The organism is Leisingera sp. SA215, from assembly GCF_055902035.1.
In genome coordinates this window covers 1-23,928 of the sequence record NZ_JBVVXU010000028.1, presented here as the reverse complement: position 1 = coordinate 23,928, position 23,928 = coordinate 1, and the positions used below count along the sequence as shown (strand labels likewise).

26 protein-coding genes and 4 tRNA genes are annotated in these 23,928 nt (G+C 63.6%); 11 read left to right on the top strand and 19 right to left on the bottom strand.

What is annotated here, in order from left to right; all coding sequences use genetic code 11:
• Positions 1-21: 21 nt before the first annotated feature.
• Together AC0KW6_RS20050 and AC0KW6_RS20045 are read left to right on the top strand one after the other, a co-directional pair.
• The gene (locus AC0KW6_RS20050) at positions 22-684 is read left to right on the top strand and encodes an NnrU family protein (RefSeq protein ID WP_474035845.1); all 663 of its coding nucleotides are present in this window, start codon (positions 22-24) and stop codon (positions 682-684) included.
• Between the two features lie 62 nt (positions 685-746).
• Positions 747-1,265 carry a DUF2478 domain-containing protein gene (locus AC0KW6_RS20045; protein WP_323781690.1) on the top strand — a complete coding sequence of 173 codons (519 nt, stop codon included), beginning with the start codon at positions 747-749 and terminating at the stop codon, positions 1,263-1,265.
• 132 nt (positions 1,266-1,397) lie between these two features.
• Here the strand turns inward: AC0KW6_RS20045 and AC0KW6_RS20040 are convergent.
• A tRNA-Tyr gene (locus AC0KW6_RS20040) sits at positions 1,398-1,481 on the bottom strand.
• 120 nt (positions 1,482-1,601) lie between these two features.
• On the opposite strand from AC0KW6_RS20040, the gene rlmB reads away from it, so the two are divergent.
• From rlmB to AC0KW6_RS20025, 3 genes are all read left to right on the top strand, one after another.
• Positions 1,602-2,378: a 23S rRNA (guanosine(2251)-2'-O)-methyltransferase RlmB gene (rlmB, locus tag AC0KW6_RS20035; protein WP_474035844.1), complete on the top strand. Its 777-nt coding sequence runs from the start codon at positions 1,602-1,604 to the stop codon at positions 2,376-2,378.
• Between the two features lie 112 nt (positions 2,379-2,490).
• A complete protein-coding gene (locus tag AC0KW6_RS20030; RefSeq protein WP_474035843.1) occupies positions 2,491-2,940 on the top strand; it encodes a YHS domain-containing (seleno)protein in 450 nt (149 codons plus the stop codon).
• A 205-nt stretch (positions 2,941-3,145) separates the two neighbouring features.
• Positions 3,146-3,616, top strand: coding sequence for a CoA-binding protein (locus tag AC0KW6_RS20025; protein ID WP_474035841.1), 471 nt, complete (start codon positions 3,146-3,148; stop codon positions 3,614-3,616).
• Between the two features lie 285 nt (positions 3,617-3,901).
• On the opposite strand, the gene AC0KW6_RS20020 is transcribed toward AC0KW6_RS20025, so the two are convergent.
• Positions 3,902-4,219: a phosphoribosyl-ATP diphosphatase gene (locus tag AC0KW6_RS20020; RefSeq protein ID WP_323782712.1), complete on the bottom strand. Its 318-nt coding sequence runs from the start codon at positions 4,217-4,219 to the stop codon at positions 3,902-3,904.
• A complete protein-coding gene (hisF, locus tag AC0KW6_RS20015) occupies positions 4,216-4,977 on the bottom strand; it encodes an imidazole glycerol phosphate synthase subunit HisF (RefSeq protein ID WP_323782715.1) in 762 nt (253 codons plus the stop codon). Before hisF ends, AC0KW6_RS20020 begins: the two co-directional genes overlap by 4 nt.
• A gap of 238 nt (positions 4,978-5,215) precedes the next feature.
• On the opposite strand from hisF, the gene AC0KW6_RS20010 reads away from it, so the two are divergent.
• On the top strand, positions 5,216-5,662 hold the full coding sequence (locus AC0KW6_RS20010; RefSeq protein WP_474035839.1) for a DUF302 domain-containing protein: 447 nt from the start codon (positions 5,216-5,218) through the stop codon (positions 5,660-5,662).
• A gap of 30 nt (positions 5,663-5,692) precedes the next feature.
• On the opposite strand, the gene AC0KW6_RS20005 is transcribed toward AC0KW6_RS20010, so the two are convergent.
• Both AC0KW6_RS20005 and hisA read right to left on the bottom strand, forming a co-directional pair.
• Positions 5,693-5,983, bottom strand: a complete 291-nt coding sequence (locus AC0KW6_RS20005) for a hypothetical protein (protein WP_474035838.1) — start codon at positions 5,981-5,983, stop codon at positions 5,693-5,695.
• A 25-nt stretch (positions 5,984-6,008) separates the two neighbouring features.
• A complete protein-coding gene (gene hisA, locus AC0KW6_RS20000) occupies positions 6,009-6,731 on the bottom strand; it encodes a 1-(5-phosphoribosyl)-5-[(5-phosphoribosylamino)methylideneamino]imidazole-4-carboxamide isomerase (RefSeq protein ID WP_474035837.1) in 723 nt (240 codons plus the stop codon).
• A 135-nt stretch (positions 6,732-6,866) separates the two neighbouring features.
• On the opposite strand from hisA, the gene AC0KW6_RS19995 reads away from it, so the two are divergent.
• Complete coding sequence (locus AC0KW6_RS19995; RefSeq protein WP_323782727.1) at positions 6,867-7,253, top strand: DUF2147 domain-containing protein; 387 nt, start codon at positions 6,867-6,869, stop codon at positions 7,251-7,253.
• Positions 7,254-7,255: 2 nt separating this feature from the next.
• Here the strand turns inward: AC0KW6_RS19995 and AC0KW6_RS19990 are convergent, their stop codons facing one another.
• A complete protein-coding gene (locus AC0KW6_RS19990) occupies positions 7,256-7,507 on the bottom strand; it encodes a WGR domain-containing protein (protein ID WP_474035858.1) in 252 nt (83 codons plus the stop codon).
• 100 nt (positions 7,508-7,607) lie between these two features.
• Entirely contained in the window at positions 7,608-8,144 is a 537-nt protein-coding gene (locus AC0KW6_RS19985) for a peroxiredoxin-like family protein (RefSeq protein ID WP_323782731.1), read from the bottom strand.
• 102 nt (positions 8,145-8,246) lie between these two features.
• Between AC0KW6_RS19985 and AC0KW6_RS19980 the strand changes: the two genes are divergently transcribed.
• Positions 8,247-8,975: a helix-turn-helix transcriptional regulator gene (locus AC0KW6_RS19980; RefSeq protein WP_474035836.1), complete on the top strand. Its 729-nt coding sequence runs from the start codon at positions 8,247-8,249 to the stop codon at positions 8,973-8,975.
• A 171-nt stretch (positions 8,976-9,146) separates the two neighbouring features.
• Here AC0KW6_RS19980 and hisH read toward each other — a convergent pair whose 3' ends face one another.
• From hisH to hisB, 3 genes are all read right to left on the bottom strand, one after another.
• Positions 9,147-9,785 (bottom strand): imidazole glycerol phosphate synthase subunit HisH, encoded by a 639-nt coding sequence (gene hisH, locus AC0KW6_RS19975; RefSeq protein WP_323782737.1) that lies wholly within the window; start codon positions 9,783-9,785, stop codon positions 9,147-9,149.
• A gap of 67 nt (positions 9,786-9,852) precedes the next feature.
• Positions 9,853-10,335 carry a GFA family protein gene (locus tag AC0KW6_RS19970; protein ID WP_323782740.1) on the bottom strand — a complete coding sequence of 161 codons (483 nt, stop codon included), beginning with the start codon at positions 10,333-10,335 and terminating at the stop codon, positions 9,853-9,855.
• Positions 10,336-10,387: 52 nt separating this feature from the next.
• Positions 10,388-10,975, bottom strand: a complete 588-nt coding sequence (gene hisB, locus AC0KW6_RS19965) for an imidazoleglycerol-phosphate dehydratase HisB (RefSeq protein ID WP_323782743.1) — start codon at positions 10,973-10,975, stop codon at positions 10,388-10,390.
• Between the two features lie 173 nt (positions 10,976-11,148).
• On the opposite strand from hisB, the gene AC0KW6_RS19960 reads away from it, so the two are divergent.
• A complete protein-coding gene (locus tag AC0KW6_RS19960; RefSeq protein WP_323782746.1) occupies positions 11,149-11,388 on the top strand; it encodes an Lrp/AsnC family transcriptional regulator in 240 nt (79 codons plus the stop codon).
• 58 nt (positions 11,389-11,446) lie between these two features.
• On the opposite strand, the gene AC0KW6_RS19955 is transcribed toward AC0KW6_RS19960, so the two are convergent.
• The 7 genes from AC0KW6_RS19955 to AC0KW6_RS19925 form a co-directional block, all read right to left on the bottom strand.
• Positions 11,447-12,799, bottom strand: a complete 1,353-nt coding sequence (locus AC0KW6_RS19955; protein ID WP_474035835.1) for an aminotransferase — start codon at positions 12,797-12,799, stop codon at positions 11,447-11,449.
• Between the two features lie 155 nt (positions 12,800-12,954).
• Positions 12,955-13,029 (bottom strand) — tRNA-Gly (locus tag AC0KW6_RS19950).
• Between the two features lie 144 nt (positions 13,030-13,173).
• Positions 13,174-13,248 (bottom strand) — tRNA-Gly (locus AC0KW6_RS19945).
• A gap of 90 nt (positions 13,249-13,338) precedes the next feature.
• On the bottom strand, positions 13,339-13,752 hold the full coding sequence (locus AC0KW6_RS19940; protein WP_474035834.1) for a very short patch repair endonuclease: 414 nt from the start codon (positions 13,750-13,752) through the stop codon (positions 13,339-13,341).
• Complete coding sequence (locus AC0KW6_RS19935; RefSeq protein ID WP_323783477.1) at positions 13,737-14,639, bottom strand: NaeI family type II restriction endonuclease; 903 nt, start codon at positions 14,637-14,639, stop codon at positions 13,737-13,739. Before AC0KW6_RS19935 ends, AC0KW6_RS19940 begins: the two co-directional genes overlap by 16 nt.
• A 60-nt stretch (positions 14,640-14,699) precedes the next feature.
• Positions 14,700-15,659: a DNA cytosine methyltransferase gene (locus tag AC0KW6_RS19930; protein WP_474035833.1), complete on the bottom strand. Its 960-nt coding sequence runs from the start codon at positions 15,657-15,659 to the stop codon at positions 14,700-14,702.
• Positions 15,660-15,803: 144 nt separating this feature from the next.
• Positions 15,804-15,878: transfer RNA gene (locus AC0KW6_RS19925), tRNA-Gly, on the bottom strand.
• A gap of 157 nt (positions 15,879-16,035) precedes the next feature.
• Here AC0KW6_RS19925 and AC0KW6_RS19920 point away from each other — a divergent pair.
• Positions 16,036-16,221, top strand: a complete 186-nt coding sequence (locus AC0KW6_RS19920; protein ID WP_474035832.1) for a hypothetical protein — start codon at positions 16,036-16,038, stop codon at positions 16,219-16,221.
• 131 nt (positions 16,222-16,352) lie between these two features.
• On the opposite strand, the gene AC0KW6_RS19915 is transcribed toward AC0KW6_RS19920, so the two are convergent.
• Positions 16,353-19,796: a pyruvate carboxylase gene (locus tag AC0KW6_RS19915; protein ID WP_474035831.1), complete on the bottom strand. Its 3,444-nt coding sequence runs from the start codon at positions 19,794-19,796 to the stop codon at positions 16,353-16,355.
• Positions 19,797-20,120: 324 nt separating this feature from the next.
• On the bottom strand, positions 20,121-21,266 hold the full coding sequence (locus AC0KW6_RS19910) for an alpha-hydroxy acid oxidase (RefSeq protein WP_474035830.1): 1,146 nt from the start codon (positions 21,264-21,266) through the stop codon (positions 20,121-20,123).
• Positions 21,267-21,418: 152 nt separating this feature from the next.
• On the opposite strand from AC0KW6_RS19910, the gene AC0KW6_RS19905 reads away from it, so the two are divergent.
• Positions 21,419-23,788: an ATP-dependent helicase gene (locus tag AC0KW6_RS19905; protein WP_474035828.1), complete on the top strand. Its 2,370-nt coding sequence runs from the start codon at positions 21,419-21,421 to the stop codon at positions 23,786-23,788.
• The last annotated feature ends 140 nt before the right edge of the window (positions 23,789-23,928 follow it).

Sequence of the window (23,928 nt, the reverse complement as noted above, 5' to 3'; positions counted from 1 at the left end):
TCTAATTCTGGAGAAACCCCGATGGGCTGGCTTGAATTCACCGCGGCGCTGGCACTGTTTCTGCTCAGCCACGCGATCCCGGTGCGCCCGCCGGTGCGGTCCTGGCTGGTGCGCCACTTGGGGCTGGGCGGCTATACCATCGCCTACAGCCTGCTGTCGCTGGCAATTCTGGCCTGGCTGGCCGTGGCGGCGGCACGGGCGCCTTATGCCGGGGTGCTGCCACATTGGAACCTCTTGCGCTGGGCGCCGCTTCTGCTTATGCCGCTGGCCTGCCTGCTGGCTGTGGCGGGGATGATGCGGCAGAACCCGTTCAGTTTCGGGGGCCTGGGGCTGCGGGCCTTTGATCCGGCGGATCCCGGCATTCTGGCGGTCAGCCGCCATCCGCTGCTGGCCGCGATGGCGCTGTGGGCCGGGGCGCATCTGCTGGCCAATGGCGATCTGGCACATGTGATCCTGTTCGGCCTGTTCGCGGGGTTTGCCTGGATCGGCATGGGACTGATCGACAGCCGCACACAGCGCCGGCTGGGGCAGGGCGAATGGAACCGTCTCAGCCGCAATACAGCGCGGCTGAATCTAGCGCGCCTGCGCCCTGCAATGCTTGAGGCGGTGCCGGCGGCAGCGGTTTTCCTGATCCTGCTGATCCTGCACGCGCCGGTCATCGGCTATCAGCCTCTGCCCTGGTAGGGGTTGACCCTGCACGCCGTATGACCACCTATGAAAAGACACGAGACTGGAGAGAGTAACCGATGCACCTGGCCTATGTGATGACCCAAGAACGCGGTGCCACCGACCGATTGCTGAGTGAGCTGGCAGAGAAACTGCGAGCCAAGGGCTTTCGCCTGGCGGGCATCGTGCAGACCAATGTGGAATGCTACGACAAGGAACTCTGCGACATGGATGTGCGGGTTCTGCCAGACGGCGAAACCATCCGGATTTCGCAATCCCTGGGCGCGGGTGCCCGCGGCTGCCGGCTGAACCCGGAAGCGCTGGAGCGGGCGGTCGGGAAGGTCTCGGCCGCGCTGCAATCCGAACCGCGGCCGCAGCTGATGATCGTCAATAAATTCGGCAAGCATGAGGCCGACGGACGCGGCATGCGCCCCATCATCGGGGAGGCGCTGGCATTGGGCATTCCGGTGATTTCCGGCGTCAACAAAATGAATGTGGAGCCGTTCCAGGCTTTTGCCGACGGCATGGCGGTGGCGGCGGGGCCGGATCTGGACGCGTTGATCGCCTGGGCAGACCAGGCCGTGGCCGAAACCGCCTGACCGGCACATTCGCATTCTAAATCAATTGGAAAGCCCGCGAACTTCATGCGGGCTTTTTGCTGTGCCGGGCAGCGTTCAGCCTGTTCAGCTTGCAGCTGAACCACCATCGTCCGGTCTGTAAAAGAGAGAAGATGGTGGGCGACCCTGGAATCGAACCAGGCGTGCGTCTCCGCGAGGGAGTTACAGTCCCCTGCCACACCTTGCGGCCTGTCGCCCACTGTCAGGTGAGTGTTGCACCTGACGTGGAGGCGTGATTACTAGCAGGCCAAACGGGCGTCAACAGGAAAATCGCAAGTTTTTCAAAGCGCCCGGAAATTCTTTCTGCTGGAGAGCAAAATGTCCAAGAAACCCAAATGGGTCGTCGAAAAAGAACAGTCCAAAAAGGCCGCTACGGCAGAAACTGTATGGCTGTTCGGGCTGCATGCGGTGCGCGATGCGCTGATGAATCCCCAGCGGGAAAAACTGCGCCTGATGGTGACCATGAACGCCGAAGTGAAACTGTCCGATGCGATTGCGGCCTCGGGCGTCGAGGCCGAGGTGATCGACCCGCGCAAGTTCAATCCGCCGATCGATGCGCAGTCGGTGCATCAGGGCGCGGCGCTGGAAGTGAAGCCGCTGAACTGGGGCGGCCTGGCAGAAAATTGCATCGGCCGCGAGGCGCCGCGGGTCTTGCTGCTGGACCGGGTGACCGATCCGCATAACGTCGGCGCGATTCTGCGCTCGGCCGAGGTGCTGGGTGCCAGCGCGGTGATCGGCACCCGCCATCACTCGGCGCCGGAAACCGGGGCGCTGGCCAAGACCGCCAGCGGCGCGCTGGAACGCCAGCCCTACCTGCGGATGCGCAACCTGTCTGATACCATCACCGAACTGCAGCGGATGGGCTTCATCGTGCTGGGGCTGGACGGCGAGGCGGATCAGACCGTCGAGGCCGCGCTGGACGGCAAGAAGCACCTGCCTGTGGCCCTGGTGCTGGGCGCCGAAGGCCCGGGACTGCGGCAGAAAACCAAGGAGACCGTTGACGGGCTGGTCAAGATTGACGCCGCGGGCGGCTTTGGCTCGCTCAATGTGTCCAACGCGGCCGCCATCGCGCTTTATGCCTCTATCGCCCGGTAGGGCCGCGGTGCCGGCCGTCACAGGCTGATCACATCTGCGTATGCCGCCTTTGCAAAGGCGGAGCGGTGCGGCAGAGTCAGAAGTCTGTTGCAGCAAGTGAATGGAGTGCAATGTGACCTTGCGTCTGGTCCTGATGGCCGTTGCGGTGATGGTGATGTCCCTGCCGGGGACGGTGCGGGCGGATGCTGCTGTTTACTCCTCTCGCGCAGGGGTCGCTATCGGCGGCTATGATGCAGTTGCGTTCTTCGAACACGGCGCGGCAGAGCCCGGACGGCGCAGCCATGCGGTGATGTGGAAGGGTGCCGTCTGGCGCTTTGCCTCGGCCCGCAATCAGGCGCTGTTCGAGGCCAATCCCCGGGCCTTTGCGCCAGCCTTTGGCGGCTATTGCGCCTATGCAGTGTCGCAGGGGCAGCTGCATGACGGAAACCCGCAGATCTGGGCCATCGTGGACGGAGATCTGTATCTTCTGAACAACCGAAGGGTTCATCATCTGTGGCGCGCAGACACCGTGCAATTGATTGCGGATGGGCGTGCCCACTGGCCTGCGGTTCTGCGCAAATAGCCTGTCACCTCACAAATGCGAGAGGTGGTCTTTTATTTTTTCAACTGTGGCCCATATTCAATAGGGACTGCGGAATGGAACCACCGCAGATCTTTTTCACTGTCCCTCGTTCCATACCTAGCGCCCGGTTCGTCCGGGCGCTTTTTTCTGGGCCGGAGGTGAATCCGGCTTTGCGGATGCGGAAGGCAGGGCTAGGGTGCGCGGCATGACGGAATACAGTGATAACCATCTGAAAGCGGTCCTGCAGCGGGCCAAGACAGTGGCCGTGGTCGGTGTGTCGATGAACCCGGTGCGCCCCAGTTATTACGTGGCGCGGTATCTGGGGCTCAAAGGCTACCGGGTGATTCCTGTGAACCCCGGCCATGCAGGCAAGATGCTGTTCGGGGAAACAGTGCGGGCCGGCCTTTCTGAAATCGATGTGCCGGTGGACATGGTCGACATCTTCCGCCGTTCCGAGGCGGTGCCGCCCATTGTGGACGAGGCGCTGGAGCGGTTCCCTGAGCTGCAGACTATCTGGATGCAGATCGGTGTGGAACATGCCGAAGCCGCTGCAAGGGCAGAGGCGCGCGGTGTCACTGTGATCCAGAACCGCTGCCCCAAGATCGAATACCAGCGCCTGTTCGGAGAACTGCGTTTTGGCGGTTTTGCCACCGGGATCATTTCCTCGAAGCTTTGAGGCTGCGGCAGGGCGGAGGTGCTCCCGCCCATGCCTGCCGCCCTTCGGGGCGGCCTTCACGGTTGGGCCGGGCGCCGCTGCGCGGCGCGGCTTGCCATTTACATGGCAAGCCTCAAAACAATCGTGAAAGGGCCTAAGGGAAATCCTGACCTTTAAGGGCCCGGCAGCGGAGGCTCTGCGCCGCGCAGCGGCGCCACGCCCAAGGCGGAGAGCTTGTGCTTGCCGCAGGCAAGTGCATCTGTCCGGCGCGGGAGGCCTGGGCTGCCTGCATGTGTCCGGGACGGATCAGCCCTTGGGGCGGCTGGCCTTCTCGGCGATGCCGCTCAGGCCCTGACGCTCGGTCAGCATCTGCAGGACATCCTCCAGCGCCACATCCCGGGCCGCCAGCATCACCAGGAAATGATACAGTACATCAGCGCCTTCCGAGGCCAGTTTGCCGCGGTCGCCTTTCACCGCTTCAATGATCGCCTCGATCGCCTCCTCACCGAATTTCTCGGCGCATTTTTCCGGCCCCTTGGCAAGCAGCTTGGCGGTCCAGCTGCTGTCCGGATCTGCCCCCTTGCGGGACAGGATGGTGGCTTCGAGATCGTGCAGAATACTCATGACAGCCTCATCGGGATGCCGGCCGCGGCCATGTGCTGCTTGGCTTCCTGGATGGTGTATTCGCCGAAGTGGAAAATCGACGCCGCCAGCACCGCCGAGGCGCCGCCCTTGGTCACCCCCTCCACCAGGTGATCCAGGTTGCCGACGCCGCCTGAGGCAATCACCGGCACATCCACCGCGTCGGAAATCGCCCGTGTCAGCGGCAGGTTGAAGCCCGACTTGGTGCCGTCGCGGTCCATCGATGTCAGCAGGATCTCCCCGGCGCCCTTCGCTGTGACCAGCTTGGCAAACTCCACCGCGTCGATGCCGGTCGGCTTGCGGCCGCCATGGGTGAAAATCTCCCAGCGGCCCGGCGCCACCGTCTTGGCGTCGATGGCGCAGACGATGCATTGGCTGCCGAACTGATCGGCGGCTTCGGCAATCACATCCGGATTGGCCACGGCCGCGGAGTTGAAGGAGACCTTGTCGGCGCCTGCCAGCAGCAGCGCGCGCACGTCGTCCTTGCTGCGCACCCCTCCGCCCACGGTCAGCGGCACAAAGCACTGCTCGGCGGTGCGGCGCACCACGTCGAACATGGTGCCGCGGTTTTCATGCGTCGCATGAATGTCGAGAAAGCAGATCTCATCCGCACCGGCCGCATCATAGGCCTTGGCCGATTCCACCGGATCGCCCGCATCGCGCAGGCCGACAAAGTTGACACCCTTGACCACGCGCCCGTCGGCGACGTCGAGACAGGGAATGATACGGGTTTTCAGCATGATGCCGTGCCTTTCGAACTGCTTGGCCCCGTGGGTACGCAAACCATGCTGGAATCGCAACAGATATGGCAGCCTGTGCGCGTTTTGGTCCGGGATGCGGGCCGTGGTGTCCAGCGCATTGCGGCGCCCGCTGTATTTTCAGGGCGGCGAGGACACGCCGATGCCGCAGATGTGAATTGCCTGCCGGCGCCCGTTCCCTTGTTTTCGTATCATCACCGTACATTTTGGAGCAGCCGTTATGACAAAACCCCTTATCGTTGCCGGAGCCATCGCCCTCATGTCCGCATTGCCCGCCGCCGCAGACCTGATGCAAATACCCAGCCATAAACCTGTGGCGGAGACCATGGATGCGCTGCAGGCCGCCGTTGAGGGTGCCGGCGCCACCGTCTTTGCCCGCGTCGACCATGGCGCAGGCGCCCGGAAGGCGGAGCTGGAGCTGGGGGCTTCGCAATTGCTGATTTTCGGCAACCCCAAGCTGGGCACCCCTGCGATGCAGGCCGACATGAGGGCGGGCCTTTACCTGCCGCTCAGGGTGCTGGCCTATGAAGATGCGGAAGGCCAGGTCTGGCTGACCTATGAGGACCCGGCTGAGATGCTCTCCGCCCTCGATATCCCCGCGGATGCCGGCTTCCTTGCCAAGATGCAGGGCGCCTTGGGCAAACTGACGGCTGCTGCCGCGCAATAGTCCCGGGTACCGGGCTGGCCTTTCTGTTCCCTACCGGGGCGCGCGGTTGCGGTGGCGGTCGATCGCCACCGCAACCGCCCAAAGAAACCCGCCGCCAAGGGAGGCCGGTCCGAACATCAGCGGCCCCCAAGCGGCAAACAGGCCCAGGGAATAGGCGGTCTCGCTCAGGTCCCGGCCAAGTACCACGCAGGGGGTGGCAAAACCTTCGTTGATGTCGCAGCCAAAGCCAAACCCCAGCAGCATCACACAGGCGATGCACAGCATCCACAGGGCAATGGGCGCCAGCGCCACGATGGCAAGGATACGGCGGATCAGGCGCATGCGGCCTCCCGGTTCCTGCGCCGTGTCAGCCCTTCAGAACCGCCAGCGCCTCATTCAGATCAATGGCGCCATCATAGAGCGCCCGCCCGGAAATCGCACCATTCAACGGCGCACCGCAGGACTTCAGCGCCCTGAGGTCGTCCAGCGAGGACACGCCGCCCGAGGCAATCACCGGGATGCTGACCGCATTTGCCAGATCGGCGGTGGCCTCCACATTCGGGCCTTTCATCGCGCCATCGCGCAGGATGTCGGTATAGATGATCGCAGCAACGCCTGCGTCTTCAAAGCTTTTGGCGAGGTCGGTGACCATCACGTCCGTCTCTTCGGCCCAGCCTTTGGTCGCGACCTTGCCGTTGCGGGCGTCGATGCCAACCGCGACCTTGCCGGGGAACTCCCGTGCTGCCTCGCGCACCAGGTCGGGGTTCTCCACCGCCACGGTGCCCAGGATCACCCGCGCCAGGCCCTTGTCAATCCAGCGTTCGATGGTCGCCATATCGCGGATGCCGCCGCCCAGCTGGGCGGGCACCTTGGTCTGCTTCAGGATCTCCTCGACCGGTGCGGCGTTCACCGGCTCGCCGGCAAAGGCACCATTGAGGTCCACCAGATGCAGCCACTCGCAGCCCGCCGCGACAAACTCCAGCGCCTGGGCGGCGGGGTTGTCGTTGAACACGGTGGTCTTGTCCATCTCGCCATGCAGCAGGCGCACGGCCTGGCCGTCTTTGAGGTCAATCGCAGGGTAGAGGATCATCCGGGCGGTCCTTGGTAAAGATATGCTGGCGGTGTTTTGCACAACGTAAGGGCAGAATGCAACGCGACCCAAAGTCAACCTTGCCTCAGCGGGCGCATCAGGGACAGGCTGCCTGAAAAACAGGGAGGAATTGGAATGAAACATCTTCTGGCAGGTTTGGCCGTTGGCTTGGGGCTGGCAGGCGCCGCCGCGGCGGATCCGGTGCTGGGCGTTTGGAAAACCCAGCCCGATGACGGTTCTTATGCCCATATCCAAATGGATCAATGCGGCGCCGCCGTCTGCGGCAAGATCGCCCGCACTTTCAACAGCGAGGGAGAGTATCAATCCCCCAACATCGGCAGGACGCTGGTGATTGACATGGTGCCGAACGGCGACGGTTCTTACGAGGGCAAGGTCTGGCGGCCGTCAAATGACAAGGTCTACATCGGCAAGATGGACATGGCCGGCAATAACCTCGCCCTGCGCGGTTGTGTGGCGGGCGGGCTGATCTGTTCGAAACAGACCTGGACCCGGATCGAATAAAGCTAAAGCAGACCCAGCTGCACCGGGATCGGCGCATAGCCACGCTTCATCTGCCGGTCCCGGAAGCGTTCAAAGATCGCCATCGCCTCAGCTTGCGCGGCAAAATACGCGCGCTTCTGGACCCCGCCCGGCGCATTCAGCGGTCCCGACACACGCTCAACGCACCAGTCGCCGAACAGGGTCGGCGTCAGGCTCAGCTGGCAATAGCGGTGCTTGCCTTCAGTATGGTCGTATTTCTCGAAACGGATGTGCAAGGGGAAACCTGAAGCGCGGAAAAAGGTCCGTCCCGTATGCATGGAAGCGGACCCCTTGTCCATTGCCGGACTCAGCCGATTTTACAGGCTGGCGGCGGTGCTACACAGCACCGGTATACTCGCCGCGCGCCGGGTAGTTGTTGGGGATCGCGAAATCCAGCGCCGCGACCAGCTCGGCGAAATGCGGGCGCACAAACGGCATCGTCTGCACCGCGCCGTAATACAGCGTCTGCTCCGGCGTCACCAGAAACAGGCCGGGTTCGGCAAACAGCGCCGGCTCCTCAATCCCGATCGAAGTCTTGCCGCGCGAGGTCGAGATGTACAGCCCCCAATCCCTGGCCACGGACAGCGGCAGACCGAAACCGAACCGCAGATCCTTGGCGTCGATCTTCTCGGCCATCGCGCGGGTGCGCTCTTCCCCGTCAGTACTGACCGCAATGCAATTGACACCGCGCTCGGCAAAGGCCGCGACCTTCTTTTCGAACTCTTTCAAATAGGTCGCGCAGATCGGGCAGTGCAGCCCGCGGTAGAAACAGATCACGGTGCCGCGTTCTGCCGTTTCCGCAGACAGGTCGAACGGGCCGTGGTCCAGCGTCGGCAGGGTCAGGCCGGGGGTCTTTTGGCGGGGGATCAGCATGGGGTGTTCCTTGTGCGTGATGACGTGAGTGGTGGTTGCTTCTCTGTATCGTACAGCTTACTGTCGGATAAATCCGAAAAACCTGACTGAAACACCGGAAATATGGACCGCCTCACCACCTTGATCGACCGCTTTCAGCTTGCAGTGCAGGCCGCCGGGCCTGCGGAGTCCAATCTGATTGCACTGGCAGATGCAGCGGGGCAGCCGGTGCGGATCCTCTATCGCACCAGGAGCGCGCCGGCGGACCCGGCTCCGGGCGCGGTGATGTGGGCTGCGCGGGTGACCTGGTCGGGCAACAGCAATCCGTTCCTGGCGGCGCTGCCGCCGGTGGTGGATTACAGCATCAGCGGCAATGCCGAGGCGCAGGGGCTGGTGCGCCTGATGCGGGACGAATCCGAAGGCCGGCACTGCGGCGCGCAATCGGTGGTCAACCGGCTGGGCGAGGTGCTGATGGTGCGCCTGTTGCGCAACCAGATCCGCAAAGGCGCCACTGAACCGGGGCTGCTGGCAGGCCTCGCGGACCCGCGCCTCAGCCGTGCGATTGTGGCAATGCACGACCGCCCCGGCAGGCTTTGGACCAACGCCGATCTGGCGCAGGAGGCCGGGCTTTCACTGTCGCGCTTTGCGGAACTTTTTTCCACCGAAGTCGGAGAAACCCCGATGGGCTACCTGCGCCGGTGGCGGTTGATCCTGGCTCATCAGGACCTCAGCCGCGGCGACCGGGTCGAGGCGGTGGCGCGCCGCTATGCCTACGGTTCTCCCGAAGGCTTCACCCGCGCCTTTCGCAAGGTCTATGGCGTGGCGCCTGTTTCGCTGAGAAGCGCGGCTTAGGGGGCACCCGGCCTGAAAGGGCGGAGCAGGCTGCGCTGGGGTATTGAGTATTTTTTGAAAGATGAAGGAGCAGGCTGTGCCATTTCATCTTTCAAAAAATACTCCCTTTACCTGCCCGGCAGGCGGCGTTGCCGCGGTGAGGGGAGGCAACGCCGCGCCAGCGGCGTCCTCTTAGGGCTTCCAGGTCAGAAAGTTGCCGATCATCCGCAGCCCCGTCGCCTGGCTCTTCTCCGGGTGGAACTGCATTCCCACCATCGTGTCCCGGCCGATGACCGCGGTCACCTCACCCGCATAATCCACATGCGCCAGCCGTTCTGCCGGGTTGGCGGCGCGGAAATGGTAGGAATGCACGAAATACACATGGTCGCCGGATGTGATGCCGTCAAACACCGGGTGCCCGGTTTGGATCACCAGATCGTTCCAGCCCATATGCGGCACCTTCAGGGACGCATCTGCCGGGGTGATTTTCACCACATCGCCGCCGACCCAGCCAAGGCCTGGCGTCTCTTGATACTCGTGCCCGGTGGTGGCCATCAGCTGCATGCCGACGCAGATGCCCAGAAACGGGCGGCCCTTCTGCTCCACCGCCTCGACCATTGCGTCATAAATGCCCTTGTGGCCGCGCAGCTCTGCCGCGCAGGCCGGGAAGGCGCCATCGCCGGGCAGCACCAGCCGGTCGGCCCGCGCAACCACATCCGCGTCCGAGGTCACCACAACCTCGCCCGCGTCCAGCTCCCGCGCCATGCGCTGAAAGGCTTTCTCGGCAGAATGCAGGTTGCCGGATTCGTAATCGATGATCGCGGTCAGCATGTACGGGCTCTCCAGGGGTGTGAAACTCGCATGCTGCCTAGCGCAACAACCCGGCGCTGCCAAGCCTTCAGCGGATGTGCAGCACCTCGTGCAGCACCTCCGGCTCCAGCGGCGTGCCATCCGCGGTGGCGGCGTGCTGCCGGAACACCTTGAAGCCCGCCGGAACCATGGCCCCGCGCACCGCGTCGTCGAGAAAGATGAACTTGCTGTTCTCCGGAGTGAACGCGAACCAGCCCGGATCATCGAAGCTGCCCGCATAGACGCCCAGCCGGTCCGGCCAGCGCTCGAAGGTCAGGTGGGTCTTGGTGCCGCAGGTTGCGCAGAAATGCACGTTCACCGCCTTGCCGCTGCCGGCCGAGACATGCACGTAGCGCGATGGCGCCCCTTCGATGATCTGAAAGCGGGTGATGTCGAAAATGGGTTCCACCATTCCCAATGCACCCGTTGCCCGCTGGCAGAAGCGGCAAAAACAGGCCGTCACCCACAGGGGATCACCGCTTACCCGATATCGCAAGCCGCCGCAGAGGCAGCCACCATCATGTGTCGTCATTGCGTCGCCTCCCTGCAGATATCTCTGCAGGGAGGCTAGCACGGATCGGCCGTTACAGCGCGCCCTTGGTCGAGGGGATTGCGTCCGCCTTGCGCGGATCGGTCTCTACCGCCAGCCGTAACGCGCGGGCCACCGCCTTGAACGCCGCCTCGGCGATGTGGTGGCTGTTGAACCCGTGCAGCTGGTCGATGTGCAGGGTGATGCCGCCATGGGTGCTGAGCGCCTGGAAAAACTCGCGTACCAGCTCGGTGTCAAAGGTGCCGATCTTCTGGGCCGGCAGCGCCGCGTTCCAGATCAGGAAGGGCCGCGCCGACAGATCCAGCGCGCAGCGCACCTGCGCGTCATCCATCGGCAGGTGGCACTCGCCATAGCGCCGGATGCCCTTTTTGTCCCCCAGCGCCTGCACCAGCGCCTGACCCAGCGCGATGCCGGTGTCCTCCACCGTGTGGTGGTCGTCGATGTGGTAATCGCCCTTGGCGCGGATGGTCATGTCGATCAGCGAATGGCGCGCCAGCTGGTCCAGCATGTGGTCAAAGAAACCAACCCCGGTCCGGTTGTCATAAACCCCGGAACCGTCGAGGTTGATCTCGACCGAGATATCGGTTTCCGCGGTTTTGCGGGTCACTGTGGCGGTACGCATCGGCGGGCTGTCCTTCGTCAAGCTGCGAGGCGCTTATAGGGCGGGCAGGGGGGCTGGCTCAAGTGCGGCATTGTGCATGGGGGCAATCTGTTGCAGCAATCCCGGTCTCTTGCGCCCGGATGCGGCGCATGCGAGCTTGGAAGCAATTCCTTGACCATCCATGAGGGGCACCCATGTCCACCTGCGTCTTTGTCCAGATCCGCTGCAAACCCGGCACCACCTACAAGGTGGCCGAGGAAATTGCGCTGCGTGAAATCCACTCCGAGCTTTACTCCACCAGCGGCAATTTCGACCTGTTGATGAAGCTCTACATCCCCTCGGGCGAGGATGTGGGCAAATACATCAACGACCAGCTGCTGCAGATCGGGGGGATCGAGCGGTCGCTGACGACAATGACCTATAAGGTCTTCTAAGCAGACGGACAAACGAAACGCCCCGCATTGCGGGGCGTTTTCTTTTGGTCAGGGCAGATCAAGCCGCAAGCAGGCCTTTGTCTTTCAGATCCCCATAAGCGCTGTCGATGGCAGCCTTCAGCCGTGCCAGCATGTCGTCGACCTCATCCTTGGTGATGATGATCGGCGGGCACAGCGCCACCGCATTGCCTGCCACCGCCCGGATGATCAGCCCGTTTGCCTCGCAGGCCTTTTGCGCGGCGGCGCCAGCGGCGCCTTTGTCAAAGCTGGCGCCGGTGGTCTTGTTCGACACCAGCTCCAGCGCCGCGATCAGCCCCTTGCCGCGCACCTCGCCCACCAGCGGGTGGTCGGTGAAAATCTCGCGCAGCTGCGCCTGCATATAGGCGCCGACCTCGGCCGCATGTTCAAACAGGTTGTCGCGCTCGTAGATTTCCAGCGTCTTCAGTGCCGCGGCACAGGCCGCCGGGTGGCCGGAATAGGTGTAGCCGTGGCCAAAGACGCCGACCTCATTGGTCTGATCGATCATTGCCTCATACATCCAGCCGGGAATCACCGAGGCCGAAATCGGAAAATAGGCCGAGCTCAGCTGTTTGGCAAAGGTCATCAGGTCCGGCTTGATACCCATGGCGGTGGAGCCGAAATCAGCACCGGTACGCCCGAAGCCCGTGATGACCTCATCCGCCCAGACCAGAATGCCGTGTTTGCGCAGCAGCACCTGCAGTTTCTCGTAATAGCCCTCCGGCGGCACGATCACGCCGGACGCACCGGTGATCGGCTCTACAATCATCGCAGCAATCGTATCCGGTCCTTCGGCCAGGATCTGCTGTTCCAGGTTGCCGATGATCCGGTCGACGAACTGCGCTTCGGTCTCGTTGCCCTGGCGGCCGGTGTAATAATGCGGCGCGTCGGAGCGCAGAATGTGCAGCGCCTCCAGCGGCGCGTCGAAATGCGCCAGATTCGCGGGCAGGGAGGTCAGCGAGCCCGCCGCCACCGTCACCCCGTGATAGCCGCGCTCGCGGGTGATGATTTTGCGCTTTTCTGGCTTGCCGATGGCATTGAAGTAATAGCGCAGCATCTTCACGTGGGTGTCATTGGCGTCCGAGCCTGAGTTGCCAAAGAAGATATAGGCATCTTCGACCGGCACCATCGCCTTCAGCTTCTCCGCCAGCTGCATGATCGGTGCGTGGGTCTTGCCGCCGAAGGTGTGCGAGAACGGCAGCTTGTGCAGCTGTTCGGTGATCGCATCCATGACCTCGGTGTTGCTGTAGCCCAGCGAGGTGCACCACAGGCCCGCCAGCCCTTCGATGTATTTGTTGCCGTCCGTATCATAGACATAAATACCTTCGCCGCGGTCCAGGCACAGCTGCTCGGTCGCGGTGAAATTGGTGGTGGGATAGATCACAGGGGCCATGGCCAAACTCCTCCGGTAAACCGCCCTCAAGGGGCACATTTGCCAATAGGTTTGGCGCGTTTTGCATCCTGCGTCAAAGGAATTTGATCAAATTAATCGCGAGGAATGCGGAAAAGCGAAAAGCCGCCCCGGGGGACGGCCTTTTCGGTTCCAAATGGAGCGGGCGAGGCGATTCGAACGCCCGACCCTAACCTTGGCAAGGTTATGCTCTACCCCTGAGCTACGCCCGCGCTGCCATTCGGTGAGGCGGTATCTAGGGTTTTCCGAAATGACCCGCAAGAGGAAAATGACCGGGGAGGGAAGAAAGTGCGGCGCGTCCCGTTGGGGCAGAAACGCGAAAGGCCGCCCCAAGGGCGGCCTGTCCGGCTTTCGAATGGAGCGGGCGAGGCGATTCGAACGCCCGACCCTAACCTTGGCAAGGTTATGCTCTACCCCTGAGCTACGCCCGCGCTGCCATTCGGTGAGGCGGTGTTTAGGGCGTTCCCGAACAGGCCGCAAGAGGGAATTTTGAAAACTGCGCAAGTATCTGTGGGTAAGCGTTATTTATCAGTTTCCAGGAATAGCCTGAGACGGTTCTGCAAGGCGTTCAAATCCTTAGTTTCACATTCCCAGATGATCAGTACCTGCCAGCCCGCGGCCTGCAGGTCAGCCAGTTGCTCGGCGTCCCGCTGCTTGTTGCGCAGCAACTTGGGTTTCCAGTAATCCCGGCGGCTTGCCGGAACGCGCCCGTCTCGGCACTCATGCAGATGCCAGAAGCAGCCATGCACAAAGATCACCTTGCGGCGCGGGCCGAACACCAGATCGGGTTTGCCCGGCAGCTCCTTGCGATGCAGCCGGTAGCGAAAGCCCATCCCGTGCACCATCCGCCGCACCAGCATCTCCGGCTTGGTGTGCTTGGCGCGGATCTTCGCCATATTGGCGCTGCGCCGTTCCGGTGTCAGGCTGTCGGCCATTCCACGTGATGCCTGGATTGTTCCACCATGCGGGCATGGTAGCCGCTTTCAATCCGGCAGGAAACAAAGGCGCTGGCCGGGCAGGGCGGCAGCTCCAGCGCCTTGATCAGCTGGGCGTCCTTCTGGCCTTCCAGCAGCACGATCTGCTCGCGTGCCAGTATATCGCGGGTGCCGTGGCCGCCATCCGCCCGGATCCGGCGCATGAAGTCCTTCTGCTGCGCCACCGCCTCAACCACGTCGCGGGGGATCGGGCGCCCTTGGATCAGCCGGAACAGCTGCGCCATCCGCTCGTTGCCGGTCACGCCGGCAAAGATCTGCTCCACCGCTGCCTCATCCGCAGTGCGCCAGAAATTGGCGGGATAAGGCTGCGCCTCCAGCAGCCACAGAATATGGCGGAACCCTTCCGCCGAGATACTGCGCTTGGCGTCCTTGTTCTGTCCGGCGGTCAGGTATCCGGGCCGGGCAATGATCAGACCCAGATAGCAGCGCGCCCGCACCTCATCCGCCGCCACCAGCAGGCAGGCGCAATCCAGCGCCTCGGTCGGGATCATCCAGTTGCTGCCCATTGTGTGCTTGATATCGACATCCCGTCCCAGGATCTCGGTATCCAGCCGCCCCTTGCGCAGGCGCAGCAGCGCCCGCAGCTCGATCTCGACCCGGGTGCCGATATAGGTCTTTTCGGTCTTCTCCAGCTCTTCATAGGCGCGCCGCCCGGTCTTGGGCGTCATGATCACGTCGTCGATGCATTGGCGCAGCATCTGCGGCACGTCGTGTTCCAGCGCCAAGGCACCGCCGGCGCGGGCGGTGATCTCCTCGGCGAGTTCAGAAAGGACAGCGAAATCCGGGTGGCCGGGAAGAACGAGGCTGCCGGGGAGCTTCTGTTTCATATCGCGTTCCGCCTGCCCAGGGCCGGTCGCTGCCCTTGGCTCTGGAATGACGGGGAGGCTTTACGCCCGCACAGCATGCAGCTTCGGCTTGGCAATTGCCGCCTTGAGTTCCCGCGCGACGGCTTCAGCCACCGGCGGCGGAAAGGCATTGCCGACCTGGCGGTAGGCATTGGTCTTGGCGCCGGTGAAATGCCAGGCATCGGGAAAGCCCTGAATGCGCGCCACCATCCGCACCGTCAGCCGCGGCATGTCGTTGTGAAACGGATCCGGCGCCTCATAGGCGATGGTGCGCCCCTCGACACCCAGCGCGGCCCAGGCGCGCCGGGCGCGGGTCGGCCCCAGATCAGGCCCCCCGTGCTTCTTGGAGCCGCCGACGATGGTCGGCGCGATTTCATCGGCCTTGGCGGCCCAATCCTCGGCCCCGCGCCAGCCGCGCTCTTTCATGAGGTCGAGCAGCGTTTCACCAACAGTACGCGGATTATGCGGCAGCGGCTCGGGCCAGTTGAACTGGCCGGCAAATTCCTTGCGCAGGGCAACAATCGCCACCCGCGGCCGCAGCTGCGGCACCCCGAAATCAGACGCATTCAGCAGCCGCCAGTCGGTCTCGTACCCCAATTTCGACAGCTGCTTCTTCAGCTTCTCGCGGTAGTCATGGAACACCGCATCCAGAAAGCCGCGCACGTTTTCGATCATCACCGCGCGGGGGCGGGTGGCATCGACGATTTCAATCGCGTCGTCAAACAGGTTGCGCTCGTCCTTTTCGCCCAGCTGCTTGCCAGCGACCGAAAACGGCGGGCAGGGCAGGCCGCCCGCCAAAAGGTCGATTCCCTTGTAGTCGCCTGCGGCGTCCTTGAACTTGCGCACGTCCTCTTCCAGCACATTCCACTGGGGCCGGTTGTGGCGCAGGGTGGCGCAGCAATGCTTGTCGATCTCTACCAGCGCCGTGTGGTCAAAGCCCGCCGCCTCCAGCCCCAAGGCCTGGCCGCCCGCACCTGCGCATAGTTCTACCGATGTCAGCATTCTGCTCTGCCCGTCCGTTCGTGTTCTTGCTCTGTTCCTAGGCGGAAAGGTGATTCCGCACAAGGGTTTCCGCACCGGTGCAGGGTATGCTGAAAACCCCAAAAGCGAAAGGCCGCCCCGAAGGACGGCCTGTTCGTTTCCCGATGGAGCGGGCGAGGCGATTCGAACGCCCGACCCTAACCTTGGCAAGGTTATGCTCTACCCCTGAGCTACGCCCGCGCTGCCATCCGGTGAGCGGTGATTTAGGGCGTCGCCGCAGGCGCTGCAAGAGAAAAATCGGCAGCGGAAGAAAAAAATCCGCACCCGCCGCGACGGAAGAGGCCAGACCGTGCGTTTCACCTTCAAACAAGCGGATTTTCTAAGGGAGATTGAGGCCGTGCTTTGGAAAGACTATCTGCGGATCGGCAGCTTGAGCGCAGCGATTGTCCTGGGAACGGTTCTGCAGGGGGCGCAGCCTCGCGGCACGCCCGAGCCGGAGGGCTGGACCGTACAGATCGAAGGCATCAAACCGGTTCCGGTTGACACCGTGAGGCTGCCGCATCCTGAAAAATTCAGAACCTGATCCGGAGGCTTGGAATTCCCGGCCCGCATTATGTGCAGGGTTCCGGTTCCGCCAGTTACCGGCAGGCAATGAAAAAAAAGGGCGCCCTGCCGGCTGGCGGGGCGCCCCTCGTGCGGGTGCTGGACTGCGGCTTATTCCAGCTCGATCAGCAGGTCCTTGGCGTCGATCTGGGTACCGGCCTGAACGTGCACGGCTTTCACCACCGCGTCGCGCTCGGCGTGGATGCCGGTCTCCATCTTCATTGCCTCGATCGTCAGCAGCATATCGCCTTCATGCACCTGCTGGCCCACCTGCACCGCCACGCCTGCCACAACACCCGGCATCGGCGCGCCGACGTGGTTCGGGTTGCCGGCTTCGGCCTTGGGGTTGGCCTGGGTCGAGGCCTTGACCAGGCGGTTCGGCACCCGGATCACCCGCGGCTGGCCGTTCAGCTCAAAGAAGACCTTCACTTCGCCTTTCTCATCGGTTTCGGAAATCGCCTGCAGGCGGATTTCCAGGGTCTTGCCCGGATCGATCTCGGCGGTGATCTCCTCGCCCGGCTCCATGCCGTAGAAGAAGGTCCGCGTCGGCAGGCTGCGCACCGGTCCGTACTGGCGGTGGCGGCCCATGTAATCCAGGAACACCTTCGGGTACATCAGGTAGCCATTCAGGTCCTCATCATCGACCTTGAAGCCTTCCAGCTCTTTTGACAGCTCGGCACGGACCGCTTCCAGATCCACCGGTTCCAGATGCTTGCCGGGGCGCTCCACATTCGGGGCGTCGCCTTTCAGCACCTTGGAGACGATACCCTCGGGGAAGCCGCCCGGAGGCTGGCCCAGATTGCCGCGCATCATATCCACGACCGAGTCGGGGAAGGCCACGTCGGTTTCCGGATCCTCGACCTGATCACGGGTCAGGCCCTGGCTGACCATCATCAGCGCCATGTCGCCAACCACTTTGGACGAGGGCGTCACCTTGACGATATCGCCGAACATCTGGTTCACGTCGGCATAGGTCTGCGCCACGTCGCCCCACTTCTCCTCCAGACCCAAGGACCGCGCCTGCGCCTTCAGGTTGGTGAACTGGCCGCCGGGCATCTCATGCAGGTAAACTTCCGAAGCCGGGGCTGCGAGACCCGATTCAAAGGCTGCATACTGCGCCCGCACCTGCTCCCAATAGCCCGAGATTTCACGCACCGCTGCAATGTCGATACCGGTGTCGCGGTCGGTGTTGCGCAGGCTCTCGACAATCGACCCGAGGCAGGGCTGCGAGGTGCCGCCCGAGAAGGCGTCCATTGCGGCGTCCACAGCATCCACGCCGGCATCTGCGGCGGCCAGAATGGTGGCCCCGGCAATGCCCGAGGTGTCATGGGTGTGGAAATGGACCGGCAGGCCGACCTCTTCCTTCAGCGCCTTGACCAGCTGGCGGGCGGCGGCGGGCTTCAACAGGCCCGCCATGTCCTTCAGGCCCAGGATATGGGCACCTGCGGCCTCCAGCTCTTTCGCCATGCCGACATAATACTTCAGGTCGTACTTGGCGCGGTTCGGGTCCAGGATGTCGCCGGTATAGCAGATGGTGCCTTCGCAGACCTTGCCGCTTTCGACCACCGCGTCCATCGCGACGCGCATGTTTTCAACCCAGTTCAGCGAGTCAAAGACGCGGAACACGTCGACACCGGTTTTCGCCGCCTGGCGCACAAATTCCTGCACCACATTGTCCGGATAGTTGGTGTAGCCGACGCCGTTGGAGGCGCGCAGCAGCATCTGGGTCATCAGGTTGGGCATCCGCTCGCGCAGATCGCGCAGGCGCTGCCAGGGGCATTCCTGCAGGAACCGGTAGGCCACATCGAAGGTCGCGCCGCCCCAGCATTCAACCGAGAACAGCTGGCTGAGGTTCTGGGCATAGGCCGGCGCCACCTTGATCATGTCGATCGAGCGCATCCGGGTTGCCAGCAGCGACTGATGGCCGTCGCGCATGGTGGTGTCGGTCAGCAGCAGCTGGCGCTGCGCCTTCATCCAGTCGGCCACCGCCTGGGCGCCCTTCTGCTCCAGCAGGTTGCGGGTGCCATAGGGCTGGTTGCCCGGCTCGGCATGCGGCGCGCGCGGCTCTTTCAGATCGGCAGCGGGGGCAGCGCGGCCCTCTGTTTCCGGATGGCCGTTCACCGAGATGTCCGCGATATAGGTCAGCACCTTGGTGCCGCGGTCGCGCCGCTTCTTGAACTGGAACAGCTCCGGGGTCTCGTCGATGAACTTGGTGGTGTATTCATTCGACAGGAAGGTCGGATGTTTCAGCAGGTTCTCGACAAAGGCGATATTGGTCGACACACCGCGGACCCGGAATTCGCGCAGCGCCCGGTCCATGCGGGCAATTGCCTTCTCCGGTGTCTGGGCCGAGGCGGTGACCTTGGTCAGCAGCGAGTCATAATAGCGGGTGATCACGCCGCCCGCATAGGCGGTGCCGCCGTCCAGGCGGATGCCCATGCCGGTGGCCGAGCGGTAGGCGGTGATGCGGCCATAGTCGGGGATGAAGTTGTTCAGCGGATCCTCGGTGGTCACCCGGGTCTGCAGCGCGTGGCCGGTCAGCTTGATCTCACCCTGGCTGGTTTTGCCGGTGGCCTCGGCGAGGGTCTTGCCCTCGGCGATCAGGATCTGCGCCTGCACGATGTCGATGCCAGTGACTTCCTCGGTGACAGTGTGTTCCACCTGCACCCGCGGGTTCACCTCGATGAAGTAGAACTTGCCGTCGTTCATATCCATCAGGAATTCGACGGTGCCGGCGCATTCATAGTTCACATGGGCGCAGATCTTGCGGCCCAGCTCGCAGATCTCGGCGCGCTGCTCCTCAGTCAGATAGGGGGCAGGGGCGCGCTCGACCACTTTCTGGTTGCGGCGCTGCACCGAGCAGTCGCGCTCGAACAGGTGATAGATCTCACCGTGCTTGTCGCCCAGGATCTGCACCTCGACGTGGCGGGCGCGGGTGATCATCTTTTCCAGATAGCCCTCGCCGTTGCCAAAGGCGGCTTCCGCCTCGCGGCGGCCTTCCAGCACCTTTTCTTCCAGCTCGTCCTCGCCGTGGATCGGCCGCATGCCGCGGCCGCCGCCGCCCCAGGAGGCTTTCAGCATCAGCGGATAGCCAACCTCGGCCGCTTCCTTGCGGATCGCGTCCATGTCGTCGCCAAGCACCTCGGTCGCGGGGATCACCGGCACCCCGGCCTCGACAGCGACCCGGCGGGCGCTGGCCTTGTCGCCCAGGGCGCGCATGGTCTCGGCCTTGGGCCCGATGAAGGTGATGCCGTTGCGGGCGCAGGCATCGACGAAATCCGGGTTCTCCGACAGCAGGCCGTAACCGGGGTGGATCGCATCGGCGCCGCTTTCCTTGGCGACGCGGATGATCTCGTCAATCGACAGATAGGCCGCAACCGGCCCCATGCCCTCGCCGATCCGGTAGGCTTCATCCGCCTTGAACCGGTGCAGGCCGAGCTTGTCTTCCTCGGCGTAGACGGCGACGGTGCGTTTGCCCATTTCGTTGGCGGCGCGCATCACGCGGATGGCGATCTCACCACGGTTGGCAATCAGGATCTTTTTGAAGTCGGTCATTTCACCCTCGGGGTCCGTGCAAGTTGGTGCAGTGTTAGGCGGATATTAGCGAGCCGCACAACAGGTGTTCTGGGTATTTCCGGCATGATTGCGCTCTCAAGCGGCTTGTTTTCTCTTTCCTGGCCCGCGTTTCGCCGTCTGATGCGGTGGATCCGCAGTTGGGCCGCCCGCTTGCAACGGGGCGGGAAACCGCAGGAATTTCGCGCTTGCAGCACGATTTTGTAACTATTTTTGCCGCGACGCAGCGGGCAAGCGGCGGCTGGGGTGCGTCATTTTGGCGCTATTCTCCGGTTTTTGGGTAAATTGCGCCAGCACGGCGCGCAGTCAGTCCAGTTTGCGCCGCTGCAGGCTGCGGACTGCGTCCAGTCCGGACAGGCCAAGCTGGCACATGTTTGCCTGCATGTCCTTGGCCAGCATGTCGGTCAGATGCGCCGGGCCGGCGGTGCCCAGGGCGGCCAGCGCATAGTGAAAAGCACGCCCCAGCATGACGAAATCCGCCCCCAGCGCCAGCGCCCGCAGAATGTCCAGACCGCCCTCGATGCCGCTGTCGAAGATCAATGGCAGGTCCACCGCGGCGCGGATATCCGGCAGCAGATCAATCGCCGCCGGGCAGCCGTCGAACTGGCGCCCGCCATGGTTGGAGATCCAGACCGCATCCGCCCCCGCCGCCTGCATGCGCTTGGCGTCTTCGGCACGCTGCACCCCTTTGATGACAAAGGCGCCGTCCCAGTTGCGCCGCAGCCAATGCACATAATCCCAATCCGGCGAGGTGCGCAGCAAATAGCCAATATGGGCCGTCGGCGGCAGGTTGGCCTGTTCACCCGGTATGTACTTGTCCAATGTCCGCATCCGCGGCAGGCCCCGGCGCGCCATTCCCAGCGCCCAGGCCGGGCGCTGCGCAATCTGCGCCAGCAGCCGCGGGGTCAGCCGCGGCGGTTGGGTCAGCCCCGACCGTGTCTGCCGTTCGCGGCGCGAGGCGGCGGGCACATCCACCGTCAGCACCAGGGTCTTGAAACCGGCATCCCGTGCCCGCGCCAGCAGATCGCCGCGGATGGCCTCGTCCTTGGGGGGATACAATTGGAACCAGCCATCCCCGCCCAGATGCGGCGCCAGGTCCTCCGGCGATTGGCTGGCAACCGTGGACAGGCAATAAGGAATGGCGGCGGCGGCGGCGGCGCGGGCCAGAATAGCCTCGGCATCCGGCCAGATCAGCCCGGACATGCCTACCGGCGCGATTCCGAAAGGCAGCGCATAGGCAGTGCCCAGAAGCGGAGTGGAAAGATCCGGTTCCATCGGCCCATGCAGCACTGACGGCAGAAAGCCCAACCGGTCCAGGCCCGTCCGGTTGCGCACCCGTGCGGCCTCTGTTCCGGTGCCGCTGTCCAGATACTCCCAGACAAACCGCGGCAGCCGCCGTTCGGCGCGGCGTTTCAGGTCTTCAAGGCCGGGGTAGCGTTGATGCAAATCCATGCGGGCATTAGCCGGCGGGCGGGGCGGAATGTCCAGCCCCTGCAGTTGCGGACCCTGCGGCGCGCACCCGCTGCAGACCTGTCCGGCACTCCAGCGAACAGAGTGTGAACGTCCTCTTTCCGCCGGGATTGAATCAGGCTAGGATCGCACCCATGAGCAGTTTTGACGAAATGGACGCCTTTGAGGGCGCATCATTGTCGGCCCGCGCCATGGGTGCGCGGCCGATGCCCTATCTGGACGGCCTCAACCCGGCGCAGCGCGAAGCGGTGGAATGCCTGGACGGCCCGGTGCTGATGCTGGCAGGGGCGGGCACCGGCAAGACCAAGGCGCTGACCACCCGGATTGTGCATCTCCTCAGCACCGGCCGGGTGCGCCCGAACGAGATCCTGTCGGTGACCTTCACCAACAAGGCCGCCCGCGAGATGAAAGAGCGTGTGGCCGCAATGCTGGGCCAGGCGGTCGAAGGGATGCCGTGGCTTGGCACCTTCCATTCGGTCTGCGTGAAACTGCTGCGCCGCCATGCCGAACTGGCGGGGCTGAAATCCAACTTCACCATTCTCGACACCGACGATCAGATCCGGTTGCTGAAACAGCTGATCAAGGCGGAAGGCATCGACGACAAGCGCTGGCCTGCGCGGATGCTGGCGGGCATCATCGACGATTGGAAAAACCGCGCCCTGACGCCTGAGAAAGTGCCGGCGGCTGATGCCGGCGCCTACAACAACCGCGGCACTGATTTCTACGCTTTGTACCAGACCCGCCTGCGCGAGCTGAACGCGGTGGATTTTGGCGACCTCTTGCTGCACATGGTGACGATCTTCCAGACCCACCCCGATGTGCTGCAGCAATACCAGCGCTGGTTCCGCTACATCATGGTGGATGAATATCAGGACACCAACGTGGCGCAGTACCTCTGGCTGCGGCTCTTGGCGGGCGCCCATAAGAACGTCTGCTGCGTCGGCGACGACGATCAGTCTATCTATGGCTGGCGCGGCGCCGAGGTCGGCAATATCCTGCGGTTCGAAAAGGATTTCCCCGGCGCCATGGTGGTGCGCCTGGAGCAGAACTACCGCTCCACCGGCCATATCCTGGCAGCGGCGTCAAACGTCATCCGGGGCAATCAGGGCCGTCTGGGCAAGGAGCTGTGGACGGCCGCCGGCGACGGCGAAAAGGTCCGGCTTATCGGCCATTGGGACGGCGAGGAAGAGGCCCGCTGGATCGGTGAGGAAATCGAGGCGATGCAGCGCGGCACCCGCGGCCAGCCGCCGATCGGCCTCAACAGCATGGCGATTCTGGTCCGCGCCTCGCACCAGATGCGCGCGTTCGAGGACCGGTTTCTGACCATCGGCCTGCCGTATCGCGTCATCGGCGGCCCGCGATTCTATGAACGGCTCGAGATCCGCGACGCGATGGCCTATTTCCGCGTTGTGGTCTCCCCCGACGATGATCTGGCCTTTGAGCGCATCGTCAACACCCCCAAGCGCGGCCTTGGCGACAAGGCGCAGCAGACCATTCAGGGCATCGCCCGCGAAAACGGCGTCTCTCTGGTCGAGGGCGCCCGGCTGGCGGTCGAGGGCGGTTTGATCAAGGGCAAGGGCGGCGGCGCCCTGCGCCAGCTGGTCGAGGGCATCGCCCGCTGGGGCCGCATGGCCGGCGACGCCGGCATCACCCATATGGAACTGGCCGGGATCATCCTGGACGAGTCCGGCTACACCACCCATTGGCAGAACGACAAGAACCCGGATTCGCCGGGCCGTCTGGAAAACCTCAAGGAACTGGTCAAGGCGCTGGAAAATTTCGAAAATCTCCAGGGTTTCCTCGAACATGTCAGCCTGGTGATGGACAATGACAAGCAGGACGCGGACGAGAAGGTCTCGATCATGACCCTGCACGCTGCCAAGGGGCTGGAATTCCCCGCGGTGTTCCTGCCGGGCTGGGAGGACGGCCTGTTCCCCTCGCAGCGCTCGATGGATGAAAGCGGCCTCAAGGGGCTGGAGGAGGAACGCCGTCTGGCCTATGTGGGCATCACACGGGCCGAGCAGATCTGCACCATTTCCTTTGCCGGCAACCGCCGGGTGTTCGGGCAATGGCAATCGCAGCTGCCCTCGCGTTTCATCGACGAACTGCCCGAGGAGCACGTCGAAGTGCTGACCCCGCCGGGCCTTTATGGCGGCGGCTACGGGGCGGCGGCGCCGGGCAGTACTCCCGGTGGCGGGCAAGTCCGCTCCACCATCGAAGAGAAAATGGCCCAGGCCGACGGCTACAACTCGCCGGGCTGGAAGCGGATGCAGGCCAGGGCCGGCCAGTACGGCATGTCGCAGCCCAAGGAAAGCAAGCATCAGGTGATCGACCTCACCGCCACCTCCAGCTTCACGTTGGGGGAGCGGGTGTTCCACCAGAAATTCGGCTATGGCGCCATCACCGGCATCGAGGGCGACAAGCTGGAAGTGGCGTTTGAGAAGGCTGGCACCAAGAAAGTGGTCGCCCGCTTTGTGGCTGCCACCGACGACGTGCCATTCTGATTGCTCCCGTTTACCAGGCTTGACCGGCGGATCGGATCGCGCAGCGATCCGATCCGTGCGCAGGCGCGGCGGGGGGGGGGGGGGGGGGGGGAGGAAGCGACGCAGCACCACCTCCAACCCGACCCGCAACAACCAACAAA